Source organism: Adhaeribacter terrigena (genome assembly GCF_016623615.1).
Taxonomy (GTDB): domain Bacteria; phylum Bacteroidota; class Bacteroidia; order Cytophagales; family Hymenobacteraceae; genus Adhaeribacter_A; species Adhaeribacter_A terrigena.
This window is the reverse complement of the sequence record NZ_JAEHFX010000006.1, coordinates 147898-164389: the sequence shown is the minus strand read 5'-3', so window position 1 is coordinate 164389 and position 16492 is coordinate 147898. Positions and strand designations below refer to the sequence as shown.

The window sequence follows — 16492 nt, the reverse complement described above, 5'->3', positions numbered from 1 at the left end:
CATAATCTTTGAATCCGGTTAAATTTTCGTAATTTTGTAGTGCTGAATTTTTATAACACTAATCGCTAAATTATGCAGCCAGCAGAACTCACGAAAATTCCAACGCTTACCAAAGAAGAAATTCTAAACGATTACCGCATTGCTTTCGAAAGCCGCCAGGCCAGCTTAACCGGCCGGAAAGAGGTTTTCATGGGCAAAGCCAAGTTCGGGATTTTCGGCGATGGCAAGGAAGTTGCCCAGTTGGCCATGGCCAAATATTTCCAGCCCGGCGATTTTCGTTCCGGTTATTACCGCGACCAGACCTTTATGTTTGCCACCGGCGAACTGACCATTCAACAATATTTTGCCCAGCTTTACGCCCACACTGATGTAGAAGCCGAGCCCGCCACGGCCGGCCGCGCCATGAACGGCCACTTTGGTACCCGCTCCTTAGACGCCGACGGCAACTGGAAAAACCTGACCGAAATTAAAAACTCATCTTCCGATATTTCCCCGACCGGTGGCCAGATGCCGCGTCTGGTTGGTTTGGCGTATGCTTCTAAATTATACCGCCAGAATCCGGACCTGAAAGACAATACGAACTTCTCTGTAAACGGAAACGAAGTAGCTTTTGGAACCATCGGCAATGCTTCCACTTCCGAAGGCATGTTCTTCGAAGCCATTAATGCAGCCGGCGTATTGCAAATTCCGATGCTGGTTTCCGTGTGGGACGACCGTTACGGCATTTCTGTGCCGGCCGAATACCAGACCACCAAAGGCAGTATTTCTGAAATTATGGCTGGCTTCCAGCGCGAATGTAAAGGCGAGCAAGGCTACGAGATCTTTAAGGTGAAAGGCTGGGATTACCAGACGCTTTGCGAAACGTACGAAAAAGCTGTTGCCGTTTGCCGCGAAGAACACGTGCCGGTACTTATTCACGTAGAGGAAGTTACGCAACCGCAGGGCCATTCCACTTCTGGTTCCCATGAGCGTTATAAATCCAAAGAGCGCCTGGATTGGGAAGCCGATTTCGATTGCATTAAAAAAATGCGCGAGTGGATCCTGGAAAATGAATTCGCTACCACCGATCTGTTAGATAAAATTGAGACCGAAGCTAAAGAAACGGTAAAGCAGGCCCGGGCTGCAGCCTGGAACGCGTTTATGGAAGGCATTAAAGGCGACCACGACAAATGTCAGGATCTGCTGAACCATCTTGTAAGTGAAAGCCAGAGCGAACATGCCTCCAAACTGGCCGAAATTGCCGAAGAACTGCACAAAACCGTGAACCCGATTCGTGCCGATGCGGTAAAAGCAGCCCGTAAAGCACTGCGTTACGTACGCGATGAAAAATCTGCGGCGAAGCGTAACCTGAAAGACTGGCTCGAAGAAGCCATTGGGGAAAATGCAGATCGTTACAATTCTTATTTATACAGCCAGTCGGAAAAAGCTGCCTTACTGGTAGAAGAAATTAAAGCGGAATTTACAGAAGAGAGCCCGATGGTAGACGGCCGGGAAGTATTACAAGCTTGTTTCGATGCGGCCCTGGCGAAATATCCGGAAGTTTTTGCCATTGGCGAAGACGTGGGGAAAATCGGGGATGTGAACCAGGCATTTGCCGGTTTGCAGGAAAAATACGGCGAACTGCGCGTAACCGACACCGGCATCCGCGAATGTACGATCGTAGGGCAAGGCATTGGGGCAGCGTTGCGTGGTCTGCGTCCGATCACCGAAATTCAGTATTTAGATTATTTACTGTATGCGATCCAGATCCTTTCCGATGATTTGGCCAGCTTACAATACCGCACCAAAGGGGGCCAGAAAGCGCCGTTAATTATCCGTACCCGCGGCCACCGCCTGGAAGGTATCTGGCACTCCGGTTCGCCAATTGGCATGATCCTGAACAGCATCCGCGGTATTCACATACTGGTGCCACGCGATATGACCCAGGCCGCCGGTTTCTACAATACCATGCTGAAATCTGATGAACCGGCCTTGATCATTGAATGCCTGAACGGTTACCGTTTAAAAGAGCGGATTCCGAACAACATCGGTGAATTCACTGTGCCGCTTGGCCAGCCGGAAATTCTAAAGAAAGGCGAGGACGTTACCATTGTAACCTACGGCTCAATGTGCCGCATTGTGATGGATGCCGCCAAGCAACTCGAGGAATTCGGTATTTCCGTGGAAGTAATAGACGTGCAAAGCTTATTGCCGTTCGATATTAACCACACCATCGTAGAATCGATCAAGAAAACGAACCGCGTGATTTTTGCCGATGAAGACGTTCCGGGTGGCGCTTCAGCGTTTATGCTGCAGAAAGTAGTAGAAGAGCAGGAAGCATACCGCTGGTTAGATTCACAGCCGCGCACCATTGCCGCGCACGAACACCGTCCGCCATACGGTTCCGACGGTGATTATTTCTCGAAGCCGAACGCCGAAGATATTTTTGATACGGTTTACGAAATGATGCACGAAGCGGAGCCGAAACGGTTCCCGGTGATCTACTAAAAACGGTATTGTTTCAGCCTGAAAAAGTAAAAGCCCCGGTTTTATGCCGGGGCTTTTTACATAAATTAAGTTTTATAGCTTCGTTAGAAAAATATCTGTACCGGATCGGTTTCTATGGTATTGCTTACGTTTAAACTCCGGTCGGCAATGCTTACTCTAAATTTCATCCGGTCGCCCGATTTAAAACTAAGCGGTAAATACGAGATGATCAGGTCGTCAATGGTATAAAGCAATTCGCCTTCCAGAGCACGTTTTTCCCCATCCGGATTAAGTAGCGGGTAGCGTCCGTTCAGACTTATCGGAAAATTCAGCGGCTCAAACTTGCCATTATTTTCAATAAAAGCCTCGATAAAATAATTATGGTGAAACTTATTGAACCCATTTGCATAATCGAAAGGGGCTAAAGAATCGGCCGGGTTTGCATTATCGATCCCCAGGTTGCCATCACCATCCTTAAAATTTATAGTGATCTTTATTTCAGCGATCTCGGTTTGCCGGAATTCATCAAAAATCGTTTTTCCGGTAATACTTTTAAACTCGATCTGCGGTTCCGATGGGTAAACCGGCTCCTTCATGCAGGCGCTGAAAAGCAGTAAAAACGGCAACCAGCTATATTTTAAGAATAAGGGTTTCATGGAAAGCAAATTAGGAACTATTTTTACAAAATTAACGCAGTAAACCTGCAATTGTTATCCTTCAGCATTGAGCAATAATAAACATCTTTTTAAAGAACTGCTAACCGGACCGCAAAGTTTCGGTTTTGAAACGCTGGCACTGGAAATATTTCGCTTTCAGGCGCAGGAGAATGCGGTTTACCGGAAGTATCTTCAATACCTGGGAATTGATCCCGAAGCAGTTTTTACCCTTGAAAAGATACCGTTTTTGCCCATCGAATTTTTTAAAACGCAGGAAGTAAAGACCGGGAAGTTCGAAGCGGAAACCATTTTTAAAAGCAGCGGTACGACGCAGCAGGAGCGGAGCCGTCATTTTGTAGCCGATCTGCATTTCTACCTGCAAAACGCTGAACGCATTTTTGAGCAATTCTACGGGAAGTTAACTGATTTTGTATTCCTGGCTTTACTGCCTTCTTACCTGGAACAAGGCGAATCTTCGCTGGTGGCCATGGTAGACCATTTTATTAAGCGCAGCAAGCAGCAGGAGCAGGGCTTCTTTTTGAACCAGTTTGAAGAACTGAAAAACGCTATTGATAACGCACAGAAAACCGGTAAAAAAGTAATGCTCTTTGGGGTAACCTATGCTTTACTCGATCTGGCAGAAAATATGGGAAACAGCGACTTTGCAAATGTGATCATCATGGAAACCGGCGGCATGAAAGGCAGGCGCCGTGAAATGATCCGCGAAGAACTGCACGCCATTTTAAAAGCGGCTTTCAAAGTCGAAAATATTCATTCCGAATACGGCATGACCGAACTTCTATCGCAGGCCTACTCTTCCGGAAACGGTATCTTTCAGGCACCTAAAACCATGAAGATCCTGCTCCGCGACCTGAACGATCCTTTCGAAATTAACCCAAACCTGCGCAGCGGCGGCATGAACGTGATAGACCTCGCTAACATCGATTCCTGTGCTTTCATTGAAACCAAGGATATTGGAAAATTGCATCCGGATGGTACTTTTGAAGTACTAGGACGGTTCGATAATTCGGATATCAGGGGATGTAATCTTCTGGTTTCTTAAATTGTTTAATGGCTGAATTGTTAAATGGTTACTTAAATAGCTAGCTTTTTAGGTTTAGCAATTCAATTACTTCACATTCGCCTACCTTTCGGTTGCCTTCCATAAAATATCCAATGGTCCCATTTTTCATTTTGCCTTTGTGATAGTTGATGTAATCATCATTTAAGATCCACATTTTAGCAAAACCTTGTCGATTAATTGGTAAATTTAAGTCTGTTATTGGCTGTTCATTTTCATCTTCAAATTCCGGATAGATCATAAATAATTGTCCTTTTTTATGTTCAGGATGATCATACCAGAAATTCCATCTTATTCCCTGAAATGGTAAAGGATACCTTCCGTCTTCTTCTTGTGTGTAAATCCGGTAAGAAATTCTGAAATCTGCTGGCCGGTTAAAAACTTCTTTGTAAGGTCTATGCATCTTATCAGAAATAAAAAAACGGTAGGTTTTTAAAAGCAAAATCCTACCGTTTTTGAAACAACCATTTAACAATTAAGCCATTTAACAATCATCAATTTAAACCGCCGCTTTCCCGGCATACATTTTTACATCGTCTTCGGTAATTTCCGCGTCGCTCATAATTACCAGGCGCTCTACCACGTTGCGGAGCTCGCGGATGTTGCCGCGCCAGTCGAGTTTTTGAAGGTATTCCATCGCGTTTTTGGCTACGGTTTTGGGCTTGGTTCCGTGATCCTGGGCTATATCCTGCAGGAATTTTTCTACCAATGCGGGAATATCGTCACGGCGTTCGTTTAACGGCGGCACGTGGATCAGAATTACGCCTAAACGGTGGTAGAGATCTTCGCGGAAATTCTTGGCTTCTATTTCTTTCAGCAGATCTTTATTTGTAGCCGCTACCACGCGCACATCCACCGGAATTTCTTTTTCGCCGCCCACGCGGGTAATTTTGTTTTCCTGTAGCGCACGCAATACTTTGGCCTGCGCCGAAAGGCTCATATCGCCGATCTCATCCAGAAACAGGGTGCCGCCGTTGGCCTGCTCAAACTTTCCGATACGTTGTTTTACTGCCGACGTAAACGAGCCTTTTTCATGGCCGAACAATTCGCTTTCTATCAGTTCGCCCGGAATGGCAGCGCAGTTCACTTCTACCATGGGGCCGGAGGCGCGATTGCTTTTTTCGTGCAGCTGGCGGGCTACCATTTCTTTCCCCGCACCGTTGGGTCCGGTAATCAAGACGCGGGCATCGGTTAAAGCTACTTTATCGATGGCTTTGCGCACGCGGTCCAGAGCTTCGGAAGTACCCACCATTTCGTAATTTTTCGAGATCTTCTTTTTAACCTTCTTGATCTCCGTTACCAGGTTCGATTTGTCTAAAGCATTGCGTACTGAAACGAGTAACCGGTTCAGGTCGGGTGGTTTAACCAGGAAATCGTAAGCGCCTTTCTTAGTAGCTTCCACGGCCGTATCGATGGTGCCGTGCGCCGAGATCATGATAAAAGGCACGTCGGGATTGAGTTCGCGGGAACGGTCCAGCACTTCCATGCCGTCTATTTTGGGCATTTTTATGTCGCAGAGCACTACGTCGTACTTGTTTTTAGAAAGCAGGTCGAGGCCTTTTTCGCCGTCCTCGGCTTCTTCTACGGTATAATTTTCGTATTCCAGAATTTCTTTCAGGGTACTGCGGATGCCGCGTTCGTCGTCTATGATCAGGATTTTAGGCATAGTTTTAGGTTTATTCAGAAAGCCTTTGTTTTAAAAGAACCGTTTACGCATAACCTTGAATGAAGGCCTGAAAAACGGTAGGGTAAATTGCAAAAAAAGTCGGGTTAAGTTTAGTCTGCAACGTTTTTCTTTTCCAGTTTCCTGTGCAGAGCGTTTACCTGCATCAGGGCTGCCGAACCATACCAGGGGTGTAATTCCATCACCAGGCTTCCCGCCTGAATGGCCGGATCGGTTTCGGTTAGTTTTTTTGCTTCCTCTACGGTGCTTACGTTAAAAATGTAAATACCGCGGATATCACCTTTATCCAGGAACGGACCGGCAACCAGAAGTTCTCCCGCTTCGGCCATACGCATAATATTTTGCAGATGCGCTTTTTGCAGCGCCTGGGCCACGGCAGCATCTTTACTGCGGTTAGGGCCGGTTTTCAGAAAAGCCATTACGTATTGCTTCATGCCATATTCATCGGCGCCGAGTTGTTGCGCAAGGCCTGCATCGTAACCGGAGTTCTGCGTTACGGTTGTAGCAGGCTTAGAAACGGTTTTAGAAGTTGAAGTGCACGAGGTACTCAAGAGAGTAACCGTAAGGCCGGTCAGAAACCAGGTAAAGCAGTTTTTCATAGCAAAAAGGTAGCGTTTTGAAACAGTTTTTCCGGGGGTGAATTTAACGGCTTTTTTCCGGATTTTGCAGGAAAATCAGAAAGCAAAGTTGGGCTTTAAAACGCTACGCTTTCAGCGGGCAAAACTAAAACGCCTGGCCTAACTTATTTTGCAGATCCTGGTTTAGTTGCGCAAAAAGTTTTTCCCGGATCTCCGGAAACGCCGCTTCTTCGAAAGTCTGGATGAAACGGCCGTTTTGCAATAAATGGATCTGGTCGCAGGTATGCAGAAGCGGTTCCAAAATATGCGCCGAGACCAATACGGTTTTGCCTTTTTTTCGCAGCAGATCCATGATCATTTCCAGCGCCCGGTTCGATTCCAGGTCCAGCCCGTTGAACGGTTCATCGAGCATATAAACCGGTTTGTTTTGTTGCAGGATCGCCAGCAGTGCCAGCTTTTTTTTCATACCCGTTGAATACGTTTCGATCAGCTGATCGAGCGGCAGTTGCAGAATATCCCGGAAAACATGCAGCTTAAAATCCGGATTGGTTTTCGGGAAGATGTTCAGGTATTCGCGGCCCGTTAGGCTGGCGTAAAAGAAATTGCTGGTTTCCAGGTAGGCAATGTCAGGGTATTTCAGTGGTTTCCCGTCATGAATTATTTCCCCTTTTTCAGCATTTACCACTTCCGACAACACGTTAAAAAAAGTCGATTTACCGGCGCCGTTCAGCCCGATGATGCCGTGAACTTTTCCGCCGGCAAGCTTCAGATCCGTTACCTGCAAAACGGCGCGGCCGGAGAATGAAACCTGCAGGTCTTTTATTGCTAACATGGCGGCAGATAAAGCGTTAAATTCTGTTTTGCCTTGCGGTATTGTCTGAAAACCAAGGCTATGGGCAGTAGTATAAAAAAAGGCAGCACCACGCTCATTTGCGCAAAGGTGAGTAAAAGCAGGTTGCTGTTCAGGGTTTTATTTGGTTCGTAAGTGCTGTATTTTAATAAAATTGCGAAAGCCAGCACGCAAAACTGAAGCATTAAAAAAGCCAGTCCGGCCAAACCCAGCCACGGGTGAAATACGGCATGTAAAAAGATTACGGGCAGGCAAATAAACAGCAGCAATTCTCCCATTTCAAGAAGTTTCTTTTTTAGTAAAGTTGCCGGGTTTTGGCCGCAGGTGCGCAAAAGCAGCAACGGTTCTGAAAACTGGTAGAAACCCAGAATAATGCCGCAGAAAAGCCAGAGCAGCAATAGGGGCAGCATTTTAACCCAGCTAAGAGCCAGGGCCAGCGCATAAACCACAACCAGCAGCGGGAAATTTTTCCGGAAACCGGCGATCCATTCAAAAGCAGTAGGCGGAAGTATCTTGCCAAGAAAAACGAACCGCGTCTGGATTTGAAATGAGGTCCGGAGAAAAGTGATGGGGAACAGGCCAGCCAGAAAAATGAACAGGCAAAACCAGTTTGGCGAAAACAAAGCCGGCAAAATAAAGGGCAAGGAAATAACCGCGTATTCCAAAAAAATGGCTTGGTGCGGTTTGGCCAGGTGCAGCAAAACAAAACTTTTATCGGGCCGGAAAAGCTGCGTAAAAACAGCGGCCATCCAAAGCCCGCCCACTAAGAACCAGCAATTAGGCTGCTCCTGAAAATTGCTGTAAGAAATGGCCGTTAGCGTCAGGAAAAGCAGGCAAAACAAACCTTTGTGCAAAAGCCCCAGCGTTCGCCATTCACGCCGAAATTGCAGGAAACGTACGCGGAGCAGGTTAGGAGGCAAGGCTTTAGTTTTCAGGCGTAAAAGGATAGCGTTTTTTCGGGACCGAAGGCCGGTTTTTAATACGAAAAACCTACCGTTTTATTGTTGCTGCTGCAATACTTCCAGCGCCTGGTTCAGGTGCCTTTTTTCGTGCGAAACAATAATGTCGTATGCCGTTTCCAGTTTATACACGATCATGTTATTGGCCGGCGAACTGATAATGGTTTGTTTGCTTAGCAAACCTTCGGTGCCTTTCATAAAACTGATAAATTCCCGCTGGTGCTTTTCGAATTGCTGCAGGATATTACCGCTGAGCTGGCTTGCATTTGGCTCCCAGATCGGGAAGGTCTTCACTTTCTTTTTCCGCTCTGGTTCTACCGATTTCAGAATGAATTTACCGAGGCGGTTGGTAAAAAACGAAAACCTGGCAATAAAAGGCAGTTTTAAATGTCCTTCCCGCGCCGCTTTAACCACCGGATAATAGCTTTCGTTTATTTTGATCAGGTGCGCCATGTTTTCGGCAATGCTCCAGGTTTTGGCGTCTGGTTTACGGTTCAGTTCTTCCGGCGTTAAATGCCCGAAATGGCTTTTAAATTGCGCGGTAATTTCGTTGAGCTCTTTTTCCCAGAGCTGAATTTTCGGGTTCATCGTTTCACAGGTTTAGGTGCGGCTTTTGCCGGAAATTTACGGCCCGTAAGGCAGAAAGAAAATAAAAACGCTATGCTTTCAGGGTAAAAAAGTGCTTATCCGATTGCTTCGTTCCAGCCAGGCAAACGCCCGAACCGGTGCAAGGTATTGATGTGCGATTGAATGGCCTGACCGAAAGTTTCATTTTCCAGGTAAGGTACATTGAATTCTTCGGCGGTAGCTTTTACAATTTCGGCTATCTGCGGGTAATGTACGTGGCAAATGCGCGGAAAAAGATGGTGCTCGACCTGGAAATTCAAACCACCCACGTACCACGAAAGCAGCTTGTTTTTGCGGGCAAAATTTACCGTAGTTTCCATCTGGTGAATGGCCCAGTCGTTTTCAATAATATTCTTGTCGTTCGGCAGCGGGTGCGCTGTGCCTTCTACGGTATGTGCCAGCTGAAAAACCACCGTAAGAATAATGCCGGCCACAAAATGCATAACCAGAAAACCTGCCAAAACCTGCCCGAAAGCAATGTTGAAAAACACCACCGGCACTACCAGGATCATGAAGAAATAGATGGCTTTGGCCGCAATTAATTTGGTTAGCGTAATTACGTTTTCTTTGCGGGTATTCGCATTGGTGCCGTTTTTAATGAACATCGGGAACTGTACCAGGTCTTTCGCCAAAACCCAATACAGCGTAAGCAAACCGTAGAAAAAGAAGGCGTAAACGTATTGCAGCTGGTGAAAAGATTTTACGTTGGTGTGCGGCGAAAAACGCAAAACCAACCGGTCTTTTATGTCTTCATCTATGGTGGCAATGTTGGTATAGGTGTGGTGCAGAATGTTGTGTTGCAGTTTCCAGTTAAATGCCGAACCGCCGACCAAATTCAAGGTATGGCCCATTAAATAATTGAGTTTGCTGCTTTTGGAATAGGCGCCGTGGTTGGCATCGTGCATAATGCTCATGCCAATGCCGGCTACGCCCATGCCCATAATAAACCACAAAATAAGACTTGCCGGAAACGCCGGTTGAAACATTAAAAGAATGATAAAGGGCACAATATAAGCGCTTAGCAAGATCACCGTTTTCAGGATCATGGTGCCGTTGGCGTGCTTTGAGAGCTTGTTTTCCGCAAAATAATTATCTACGCGTTTACGGGCGGTGGCAAAGAATTCGTTCCGGTTGGCACTTACAAATTTTACTTTGTTATTCGGCTGCATAGGTGGTTCGGTTAAACGGCTAAAGGTTATGGGAATTTACTGTTTTTCCTTCGAACCCAGAAATTTAACCAATTATATTGATTTTAAGTGCCATGGGTTTCAAATCCTGAAAGTTAAGAAATCAGAAACAAAATTAAATGTTGCCTGAAAGGGCTGAAGCGCGGATTATAAACAAAAAAGGCAGCCTTAAATCTGAAAATTTATAGCTGCCAGTTAGAAAAAAAATATAACAAAAAAAAGCAACAAGCCTGTAAGCCGGGTTCTGTCGCTCCGGAAAGAATCCGCAACGGCTTATCATTTATCTAGGCCAGGCCTCGCGGCAAGGCTCCATCAACCTACCCATCCCGACAGGCTGCCGAAGCAACCAGGGAGCGAGCAACTCCACTTCCGGGACCTATTTGGTCTTTCAACTCCTGAGGTTTACCCAGCTGCCCTGGTCACCCAAAGCACTGGTGCGCTCTTACCGCACCTTTTCACCCTTACCCGTTTTTTAATTAAAAAAACGGGCGGTTATTTTCTGTGGCCCTGTCTGTAACTTTCCCGTCGCCCGGAAAGCCCCTTCCCGTTAGGAAGCAGGATGCTCTGTGTTGCCCGGACTTTCCTCTCCGAACGAATTCGCAGCGATAAGCCGGCTTGTTGTTTTTTTTATGTTATAAAGAATTAGTTTTCAAAGAACAAGAACTTTGGTTTTTTTAAAACAAGCATTGTAAATTACTCGTTCCAAATCCGCTGCCAGACCCCAAGAGAGTTTGCCCTTGCAATATTATTAAATTTCAAGCAATTCAGATGGATGATCCGTTGCAAATATTACTCGTAGAAGATAATCGTTTCTTTCAGAAGCTGATTTCTGATTTTGCGGAATTCCATGGCTTCGATCTGCAAATCGCCGAAAACGGTAAAGTTGCCATCCAGAAACTGCAGCAGCACCAATTCAACCTGATTTTAATGGATGTGGAAATGCCGGAAATGGATGGCTACGAAGCAACGGAATTTATTCGCCGCCAAATGCCGCACGCCCAGCATATCCCTATCATCATGATCACGAGTCACGAGCATCCGGTGCATGCAACCAAAAGTTTGCTTACCGGCGCCAACAGCTACCTCAAAAAACCTTTCCGCGAAGACGACCTTTTAAAAGAAATTGAAACGCTCATGATCGGCTGATCTCTTTCTGAAAAAACGCTATGCTTTAATCCCGAAAAAGTCTATTTCAGTTTTACTTTGGTAGCGCCGTAGCCAAATTTCTCTTTTTTAGCATCTTCAAAATATTTTATTTCTTTATTACGGCTCAGTATTTTCTGGATCTCTTTTTTCAGAACGCCGTTGCCGCTGCCATGAATAAAGGTGATCTCCGGTAGGTTTGCAGCGAGCGCCCGGTCTAAATTATCCTGAAAAACGGCCAGTTGGCGGCGCAGGATCTCCGAATTACTCATGGTCGTAATATCGTCTTCGGTAATTTTTTCGATGTGCAGGTCAATTTCCGAAGCTGGCGTTTTTAGTTTGTAATTGTCGGCAACCGGCTGCGGATTTTCGCTCAGATGTTCCAGAATTTTATCGGCATTTAAAGTTTGCGGTTTATTATCTACCTGGAACAGATAACCTTCTTTTTTAAGCACCGGCACCATATTTTTGCTTTTGTAAAACGACGAAGCTTTAAACTTCAGACGTTTCAGCTCGGGCTGTAAAAGCGAAGTTGAACCGGCGCGGTGCAGCAAAAACTGCATGATCACGTCGGGCCATTTATCAAAATCTTTCAGGTGCAGGTGCGAAACGGCTTTGCTGCCGCGCGCATTTATTTTATCGTTCAGTATGCCTTTGTATTTAGCATCGCGCTCTTCGCCGTACGTAAACAGCAGGTCGTAATCGGTATTATTTACCACATTTACGGCCAGCAATTCCGGACTTTGGTGCACCAGCGCCACGTAAATACCCGAACCTGAAAGCACCGGCGAAACCGGATTTATAAAGGCCTGCTGGCTTTTCTGGGCCTGAGTTGGGGCAGTTGGTTCGGTGCCTAAAAACTTGGCTTCTTCGGCGGCGATCACCACCACTTCGCGGCGCATTACCGGTATCGTAAAATCGCCGTCTATGGCAATTTCAACCTGGTCGGTACCAATAAAACGGGTAATTATGCCTTCTTCGCGGCCGTGCATCAGGCGCACGCGGTCTCCTATATTCATTTCGTTTATCTGCTGATTATTTATTGTGCTGATGGGTTGTTTTTCTTTACAGAAGTAAACACCGGCTTTTGTTTTCAAAGTTACGCAAATGCAGCCGGGTTTTTTTAATAAAATTCCCTGCCGTTTTTTCGGCTCGTATCCCGGTTTCCAGGCTGAAAACCATAGCGTTTTCTACTTTTCGGCAGGTCCTTTGGAAGAACAATTGCGGTTATACCTGCCGCGGCGCGTTTTTTTCAGACAGCACCTGGCTTAATTTTTCGCCGGCCAATACAATGTCGTTGCCGCTCGGGCTCTGGAAAATCTCGAGGTCGAAGTGGGAAGCGGCTGCCAGCAAATGGTCGAAAATATCGCTTTGAATGCCTTCATATTCGGCAAAAGCCACCGTATTGGTAAAACAGTAGATCTCGATAGGAAGGCCGTGATCGGTGGGAGCAAGCTGGCGCACGATCAGCGTCATTTCCGGGTTGATGCGTTTGTGAGCGCGCAAAAAAGCTTCGGTATAGTGCCGGAAAACCCCGATGTTGGTCATGCGGCGGCCGTTGATCAGGGTGCTGGTATCGATGGCATTTTCGCGGTTAAAGGTCTCTATTTCCTGCTGCCGGCAGTTCACGTATTCGGTAATGAGGTAATATTTTTTAAAGCGTTCGCGCAATTCCGGGTCCACGAATTTTACGGAGCGTTGGTTAAGAAAAATTGCTCTTTTAATACGGCGGCCGCCGCTTTCCTGCATGCCGCGCCAGTTTTTAAAGCTATCGGTTATAAAATAGTATGTAGGCACGGCAGTTATGGTTTTGTCCCAGTTGCGGATCTTTACCGTGTTCAGGTTTATGGCAATTACGTCGCCGTCGGCGTTGAATTTCGGCATTTCTACCCAATCGCCTACGCGCACCATGTCGTTGGCTGAGATCTGCACGCTGGCCACCAAACCTAAAATCGTGTCTTTGAAAATGAGCAGAAAAATAGCCGTCATGGCGCCGAACGCACTCAGAAAATAAACCGGTGAGCGGCCCAGCAAAATGGAAAGCGCCAGAATGGCGGCGGCAATGTAAAGGATGATTCGCGTGAGCTGGAAATAGCTGGCAAGGGGTTTGTTTTTAAAGACCGGCGAAGCAACCAGGAAAGCTTCCATGCCCGTGAGGAACGACGTGAAGATGCGCATGATCACCAAAATGATATACACATCGATGGCTTTCAGGATGGCGGCCAGCAGCTCCGGATAATCGGCAAAAACCACCGGGGTGAGAATTCGGAAAATTAATACCGGTACGATGTGCGCCAGGTTTTCGAAGAGTTTATGCTCTACAAAAAGATCGTCCCATTTGGCTGTGGTGCGGGCAAAAAAAGCGTGCAGCGTTTTTACCAGCAGCAAACGGGTTAACTGATATGAAACCACCGCCACCAGCAGAAGCGCGATAAACAAAATAAAGGCAGTAACGCCGGGAATCAGGGCGGGAGCCATACCGCTGTTGCTTAAAAGCTGCTCCAACCAATGCTGTAAAATTTTCATAGATAAACGGAGGGCCTGGGTTAATTTACCGGCGTAAAACTACGAAGTTACATCGTTTTGGCTGGGCTTAAAAGCTTTTTTTAGGTTAAGACAGCGTTGATAATCTGTTTTTTAGCTCGAGAAGTTTGCGCCTCAGGTTTGCTGTTTGCTAACCGGCAAACCTGCTTTTTGTTTCAGATAGGTAACGGGAAACAACCTGGCCGGCAGTTTTCTTTAAGAAAAACCTACCGTTTTTAACTCAGTAATACAGGCCGTGAAACCGCAGTTTTTTCCGGTTATTATATTCCAAAGCCGGTGCCGGTAAATGAAAGATATCCAGAATGTAGAAAGCGGTTTTAAGCACTTTACTACGGGTTTTTATGGCGCGTAAATTCAGGTCTACAGTTAAATAATATTGCCGGTAGGGCTTTAGCGGAGTTCCGAATTTCTCAATACCGATCTGACTGTTTGCGTCCGGATCGTTGTAAACCATTTCTTCCGCGCCATAGCCCACGGCCAGGTTCAGCCATTTCGGATATTTTCTTTCTTCTGGCAGAAATTTCGCCACGTCTACGCTGAGCCAGTAGGTTTGCCCGTTATAATCTTTTAAAGCGCGTTCGGCTAAACTATTGCCTAAAACATCGGGCCGGAGTGCGGCATAGCGGGTTTTATGGAAAGAGAATTTCGGCTGAATTCTAATTTCTCGCCAGGCCAGTTGCTGCGCTAGAACCGCTGCCGAACCGGCCGTGTTGGCGATCAGATCGCCGGGCGAAGCCCCGTAACTTTCCTGGTAACCGTCTAAAAGTTCGATGGGGGTTTGCAGCAAAATTCCGGTTAAACTCCCGAGCCAGATGGCTTGTTTTTCCGATAATCCGGTTTTTTTTAAAGCATCTACGCCGCCTTTGCTTTCCTGAAACGCCCCCCAGAAATGCCCGGCTTTGTCCATTTGCTTCCATTCGGCATTATCGTTAAAAAAGTGGAAACTGGTTTGGGTATTTTTATCGTACCAGGCCTGGCTTAAAACCACCAAACCGCCTACGTAAACCGCCCCGATCCCCGCACTGTAAAGCGCCACTTTTTTATTCGGAATCTTCCCTGAAACGGTATCTGCAGGTACCAGTAAAGTGCCGGCCGATGCTTGCAATGCCAGCGCCAGAAAACAAATCAGTAAAAATAATTTCGGAAGAATCTTCAAAACCAAGCCTTAAAAAGCGAAAGATACGGGAAAGGCCGGGCAATAAAAAAGCCTTTCCAAGGCGGAAAGGCTTTTGGTAAATCGGGTTTTTGCCTGAAAAAGGATACCGTTTTCAGCAAAAGCAGCAGCTTATTTCTTCACCGCAAATTTGCGTTTCAGGTAATCGAGCGCCATTTTATCGGCTTGTTTCGAGAACGTGTTGTTGTAGGTTGGGCTGCTCGGGTTTGCAAAAGCGTGGTCGGCATCGAAGGTTTTAACCGATAATACTTTTCCGGCTTCTTTCATTTTCTTCTGGAATTCGCTTACCACTTTAGGCGTGATATTCTGATCTTTCTTCGCGAAAATACCCAGTACATCGCATTTCAGGCTTTTGAGTTTTTTTACGTCGGTTTCCGGCATGCCGTAATACATTACGCAGCCCAGCGCATTTTTACCGGCCAGGATAGCTGCCTGCAACGACCAGCTTCCGCCAAAGCACCAGCCAATGGTCGCAAATTTTGCTTTCTTGCCGGCAAAGGCCATCGCGCCTTTCAGAATTCCGGTGGCGCGCTCGTCGCTAACTTCCTTCATGTATTCGGCGGCGGTGCTGGCACTGTCTGCTATCCGGCCATCATAAAGGTCTACGGCAATTACGTTTACGTGCGGCATGGCTTTGGCAAATTTGTCGGCTTCCTGTTTAATATAATCGTTCAGGCCCCACCATTCGTGTACCACGATCAGGTAATTGTCAGATGGTTTCGTGGCTTTTACCAGGTAAGCGCGGCCTTCCTCGCCCCCGGCAACCGGGAAATTAACCATTTCGCCGGCCGGATCTTCGAGGGTAAACGGCAGCGGACTGGCATGCATCGCCTGGAATTCCAGGTTAGAAGCAAATACCGCAAATTGTTCCGGAGCCGTTTTGGTGCAACAGGAAGTTTTGGTTTGCGCGAAGGCAAAAGGCATAAAAGCCAGCCAGCAAAGCACTGAGAATAAAAGTTTTTTCATGTTAAAATTTGAATTTGGTTTAAGAGTTTTTGACGCCAAAAAGATACGATATTTTCTATATTTAATCAGCAAGCCAACGTTTTTCTGCAAAACCTTTTTCATAAGCTGCATTACCACCATCACGAGTAAAGGGTGTGATCTGTAAAGCAGCCGGTATTTAAATTCCTGAAAAACGCTATGCTTTTGGCCTATAAAAGTGCTTTGCGGCTTTCAGCAAGCTGCTGCATTTGCTTGTGGATATGGTCACAGGAGCAGCGCAAACCCATTATTCCTGGAAGTTTTTATCCAAACTAATCTCAGTCTGCCGGATTTTCCAGCAAAGTACCCTCAGCTTTTTCCACTCGATTTTTAAATTCTCCGCTGCTTTTTTTCTTTCGTGTATTACCAGATTTGGAGGGCATATGCCAACAATTGGGTATAGAGTTGTTAGCGGCCGCGGGAAATATACCCCTGTAAACCCTTAAATTCCGGTTAATGACTCAGAAAATTGGGAAGGTCCGTAACCTCAAAACTCAAATTCAGTAAGAGCGCATAACTCCAGTTAGCAGATTACGTCCAGTTTTTCGGCTATTTTATA

15 protein-coding genes and 1 other RNA gene are annotated in these 16492 nt (G+C 46.4%); 3 read left to right on the top strand and 13 right to left on the bottom strand.

Annotated features, from left to right (window positions below; all coding sequences use genetic code 11):
• The first annotated feature begins 72 nt into the window (after positions 1–72).
• On the top strand, positions 73–2487 hold the full coding sequence (locus I5M27_RS12710; RefSeq protein WP_200506606.1) for an alpha-ketoacid dehydrogenase subunit alpha/beta: 2415 nt from the start codon (positions 73–75) through the stop codon (positions 2485–2487).
• Between the two features lie 83 nt (positions 2488–2570).
• On the opposite strand, the gene I5M27_RS12705 is transcribed toward I5M27_RS12710, so the two are convergent.
• Positions 2571–3122, bottom strand: coding sequence for a hypothetical protein (locus I5M27_RS12705; protein ID WP_200506605.1), 552 nt, complete (start codon positions 3120–3122; stop codon positions 2571–2573).
• Positions 3123–3189: 67 nt separating this feature from the next.
• On the opposite strand from I5M27_RS12705, the gene I5M27_RS12700 reads away from it, so the two are divergent.
• A complete protein-coding gene (locus tag I5M27_RS12700) occupies positions 3190–4185 on the top strand; it encodes an acyl transferase (RefSeq protein ID WP_200506603.1) in 996 nt (331 codons plus the stop codon).
• Positions 4186–4225: 40 nt separating this feature from the next.
• Here the strand turns inward: I5M27_RS12700 and I5M27_RS12695 are convergent, their stop codons facing one another.
• The 8 genes from I5M27_RS12695 to rnpB all read right to left on the bottom strand — a co-directional run bounded on the left by I5M27_RS12695 (position 4226) and on the right by rnpB (position 10710).
• Positions 4226–4645, bottom strand: coding sequence for a hypothetical protein (locus I5M27_RS12695; RefSeq protein ID WP_200506601.1), 420 nt, complete (start codon positions 4643–4645; stop codon positions 4226–4228).
• Between the two features lie 57 nt (positions 4646–4702).
• On the bottom strand, positions 4703–5869 hold the full coding sequence (locus I5M27_RS12690; RefSeq protein WP_200506600.1) for a sigma-54-dependent transcriptional regulator: 1167 nt from the start codon (positions 5867–5869) through the stop codon (positions 4703–4705).
• 110 nt (positions 5870–5979) lie between these two features.
• Positions 5980–6486 carry a YciI family protein gene (locus I5M27_RS12685; protein WP_200506598.1) on the bottom strand — a complete coding sequence of 169 codons (507 nt, stop codon included), beginning with the start codon at positions 6484–6486 and terminating at the stop codon, positions 5980–5982.
• Positions 6487–6610: 124 nt separating this feature from the next.
• A complete protein-coding gene (locus I5M27_RS12680) occupies positions 6611–7297 on the bottom strand; it encodes an ATP-binding cassette domain-containing protein (protein WP_200506596.1) in 687 nt (228 codons plus the stop codon).
• Entirely contained in the window at positions 7291–8235 is a 945-nt protein-coding gene (locus I5M27_RS12675; protein ID WP_200506595.1) for a hypothetical protein, read from the bottom strand. The genes I5M27_RS12680 and I5M27_RS12675 overlap by 7 nt, the downstream gene beginning before the upstream one ends.
• A gap of 78 nt (positions 8236–8313) precedes the next feature.
• Positions 8314–8862: a DinB family protein gene (locus I5M27_RS12670; RefSeq protein ID WP_200506593.1), complete on the bottom strand. Its 549-nt coding sequence runs from the start codon at positions 8860–8862 to the stop codon at positions 8314–8316.
• Positions 8863–8957: 95 nt separating this feature from the next.
• Positions 8958–10070 carry a fatty acid desaturase family protein gene (locus I5M27_RS12665; RefSeq protein ID WP_200506591.1) on the bottom strand — a complete coding sequence of 371 codons (1113 nt, stop codon included), beginning with the start codon at positions 10068–10070 and terminating at the stop codon, positions 8958–8960.
• Between the two features lie 235 nt (positions 10071–10305).
• Positions 10306–10710, bottom strand: an RNA gene (gene rnpB, locus I5M27_RS12660) — RNase P RNA component class A.
• A 146-nt stretch (positions 10711–10856) separates the two neighbouring features.
• Between rnpB and I5M27_RS12655 the strand changes: the two genes are divergently transcribed.
• Entirely contained in the window at positions 10857–11234 is a 378-nt protein-coding gene (locus I5M27_RS12655) for a response regulator (RefSeq protein ID WP_200506589.1), read from the top strand.
• Between the two features lie 41 nt (positions 11235–11275).
• Here I5M27_RS12655 and I5M27_RS12650 read toward each other — a convergent pair whose 3' ends face one another.
• The 4 genes from I5M27_RS12650 to I5M27_RS12635 form a co-directional block, all read right to left on the bottom strand.
• Positions 11276–12250: a Smr/MutS family protein gene (locus I5M27_RS12650; RefSeq protein ID WP_200506588.1), complete on the bottom strand. Its 975-nt coding sequence runs from the start codon at positions 12248–12250 to the stop codon at positions 11276–11278.
• Between the two features lie 208 nt (positions 12251–12458).
• Positions 12459–13709, bottom strand: coding sequence for a mechanosensitive ion channel family protein (locus tag I5M27_RS12645; RefSeq protein ID WP_200506587.1), 1251 nt, complete (start codon positions 13707–13709; stop codon positions 12459–12461).
• A gap of 286 nt (positions 13710–13995) precedes the next feature.
• Positions 13996–14931 (bottom strand): DUF2279 domain-containing protein, encoded by a 936-nt coding sequence (locus tag I5M27_RS12640; RefSeq protein ID WP_234462520.1) that lies wholly within the window; start codon positions 14929–14931, stop codon positions 13996–13998.
• Between the two features lie 129 nt (positions 14932–15060).
• Positions 15061–15915, bottom strand: coding sequence for a dienelactone hydrolase family protein (locus I5M27_RS12635; RefSeq protein ID WP_200506586.1), 855 nt, complete (start codon positions 15913–15915; stop codon positions 15061–15063).
• Positions 15916–16492: the final 577 nt, after the last annotated feature.

Bases quoted from the DNA above. Each gene is read 5' to 3' on its own strand.
- I5M27_RS12670 (WP_200506593.1), bottom strand. From the start codon at position 8,862: ATGAACCCGAAAATTCAGCTCTGGGAAAAAGAGCTCAACGAAATTACC.
- I5M27_RS12655 (WP_200506589.1), top strand. From the start codon at position 10,857: ATGGATGATCCGTTGCAAATATTACTCGTAGAAGATAATCGTTTCTTT.
- I5M27_RS12645 (WP_200506587.1), bottom strand. From the start codon at position 13,709: ATGGCTCCCGCCCTGATTCCCGGCGTTACTGCCTTTATTTTGTTTATC.
- I5M27_RS12705 (WP_200506605.1), bottom strand. From the start codon at position 3,122: ATGAAACCCTTATTCTTAAAATATAGCTGGTTGCCGTTTTTACTGCTT.
- I5M27_RS12685 (WP_200506598.1), bottom strand. From the start codon at position 6,486: ATGAAAAACTGCTTTACCTGGTTTCTGACCGGCCTTACGGTTACTCTC.
- I5M27_RS12650 (WP_200506588.1), bottom strand. From the start codon at position 12,250: ATGAATATAGGAGACCGCGTGCGCCTGATGCACGGCCGCGAAGAAGGC.
- I5M27_RS12710 (WP_200506606.1), top strand. From the start codon at position 73: ATGCAGCCAGCAGAACTCACGAAAATTCCAACGCTTACCAAAGAAGAA.
- I5M27_RS12665 (WP_200506591.1), bottom strand. From the start codon at position 10,070: ATGCAGCCGAATAACAAAGTAAAATTTGTAAGTGCCAACCGGAACGAA.
- I5M27_RS12680 (WP_200506596.1), bottom strand. From the start codon at position 7,297: ATGTTAGCAATAAAAGACCTGCAGGTTTCATTCTCCGGCCGCGCCGTT.
- I5M27_RS12690 (WP_200506600.1), bottom strand. From the start codon at position 5,869: ATGCCTAAAATCCTGATCATAGACGACGAACGCGGCATCCGCAGTACC.
- I5M27_RS12635 (WP_200506586.1), bottom strand. From the start codon at position 15,915: ATGAAAAAACTTTTATTCTCAGTGCTTTGCTGGCTGGCTTTTATGCCT.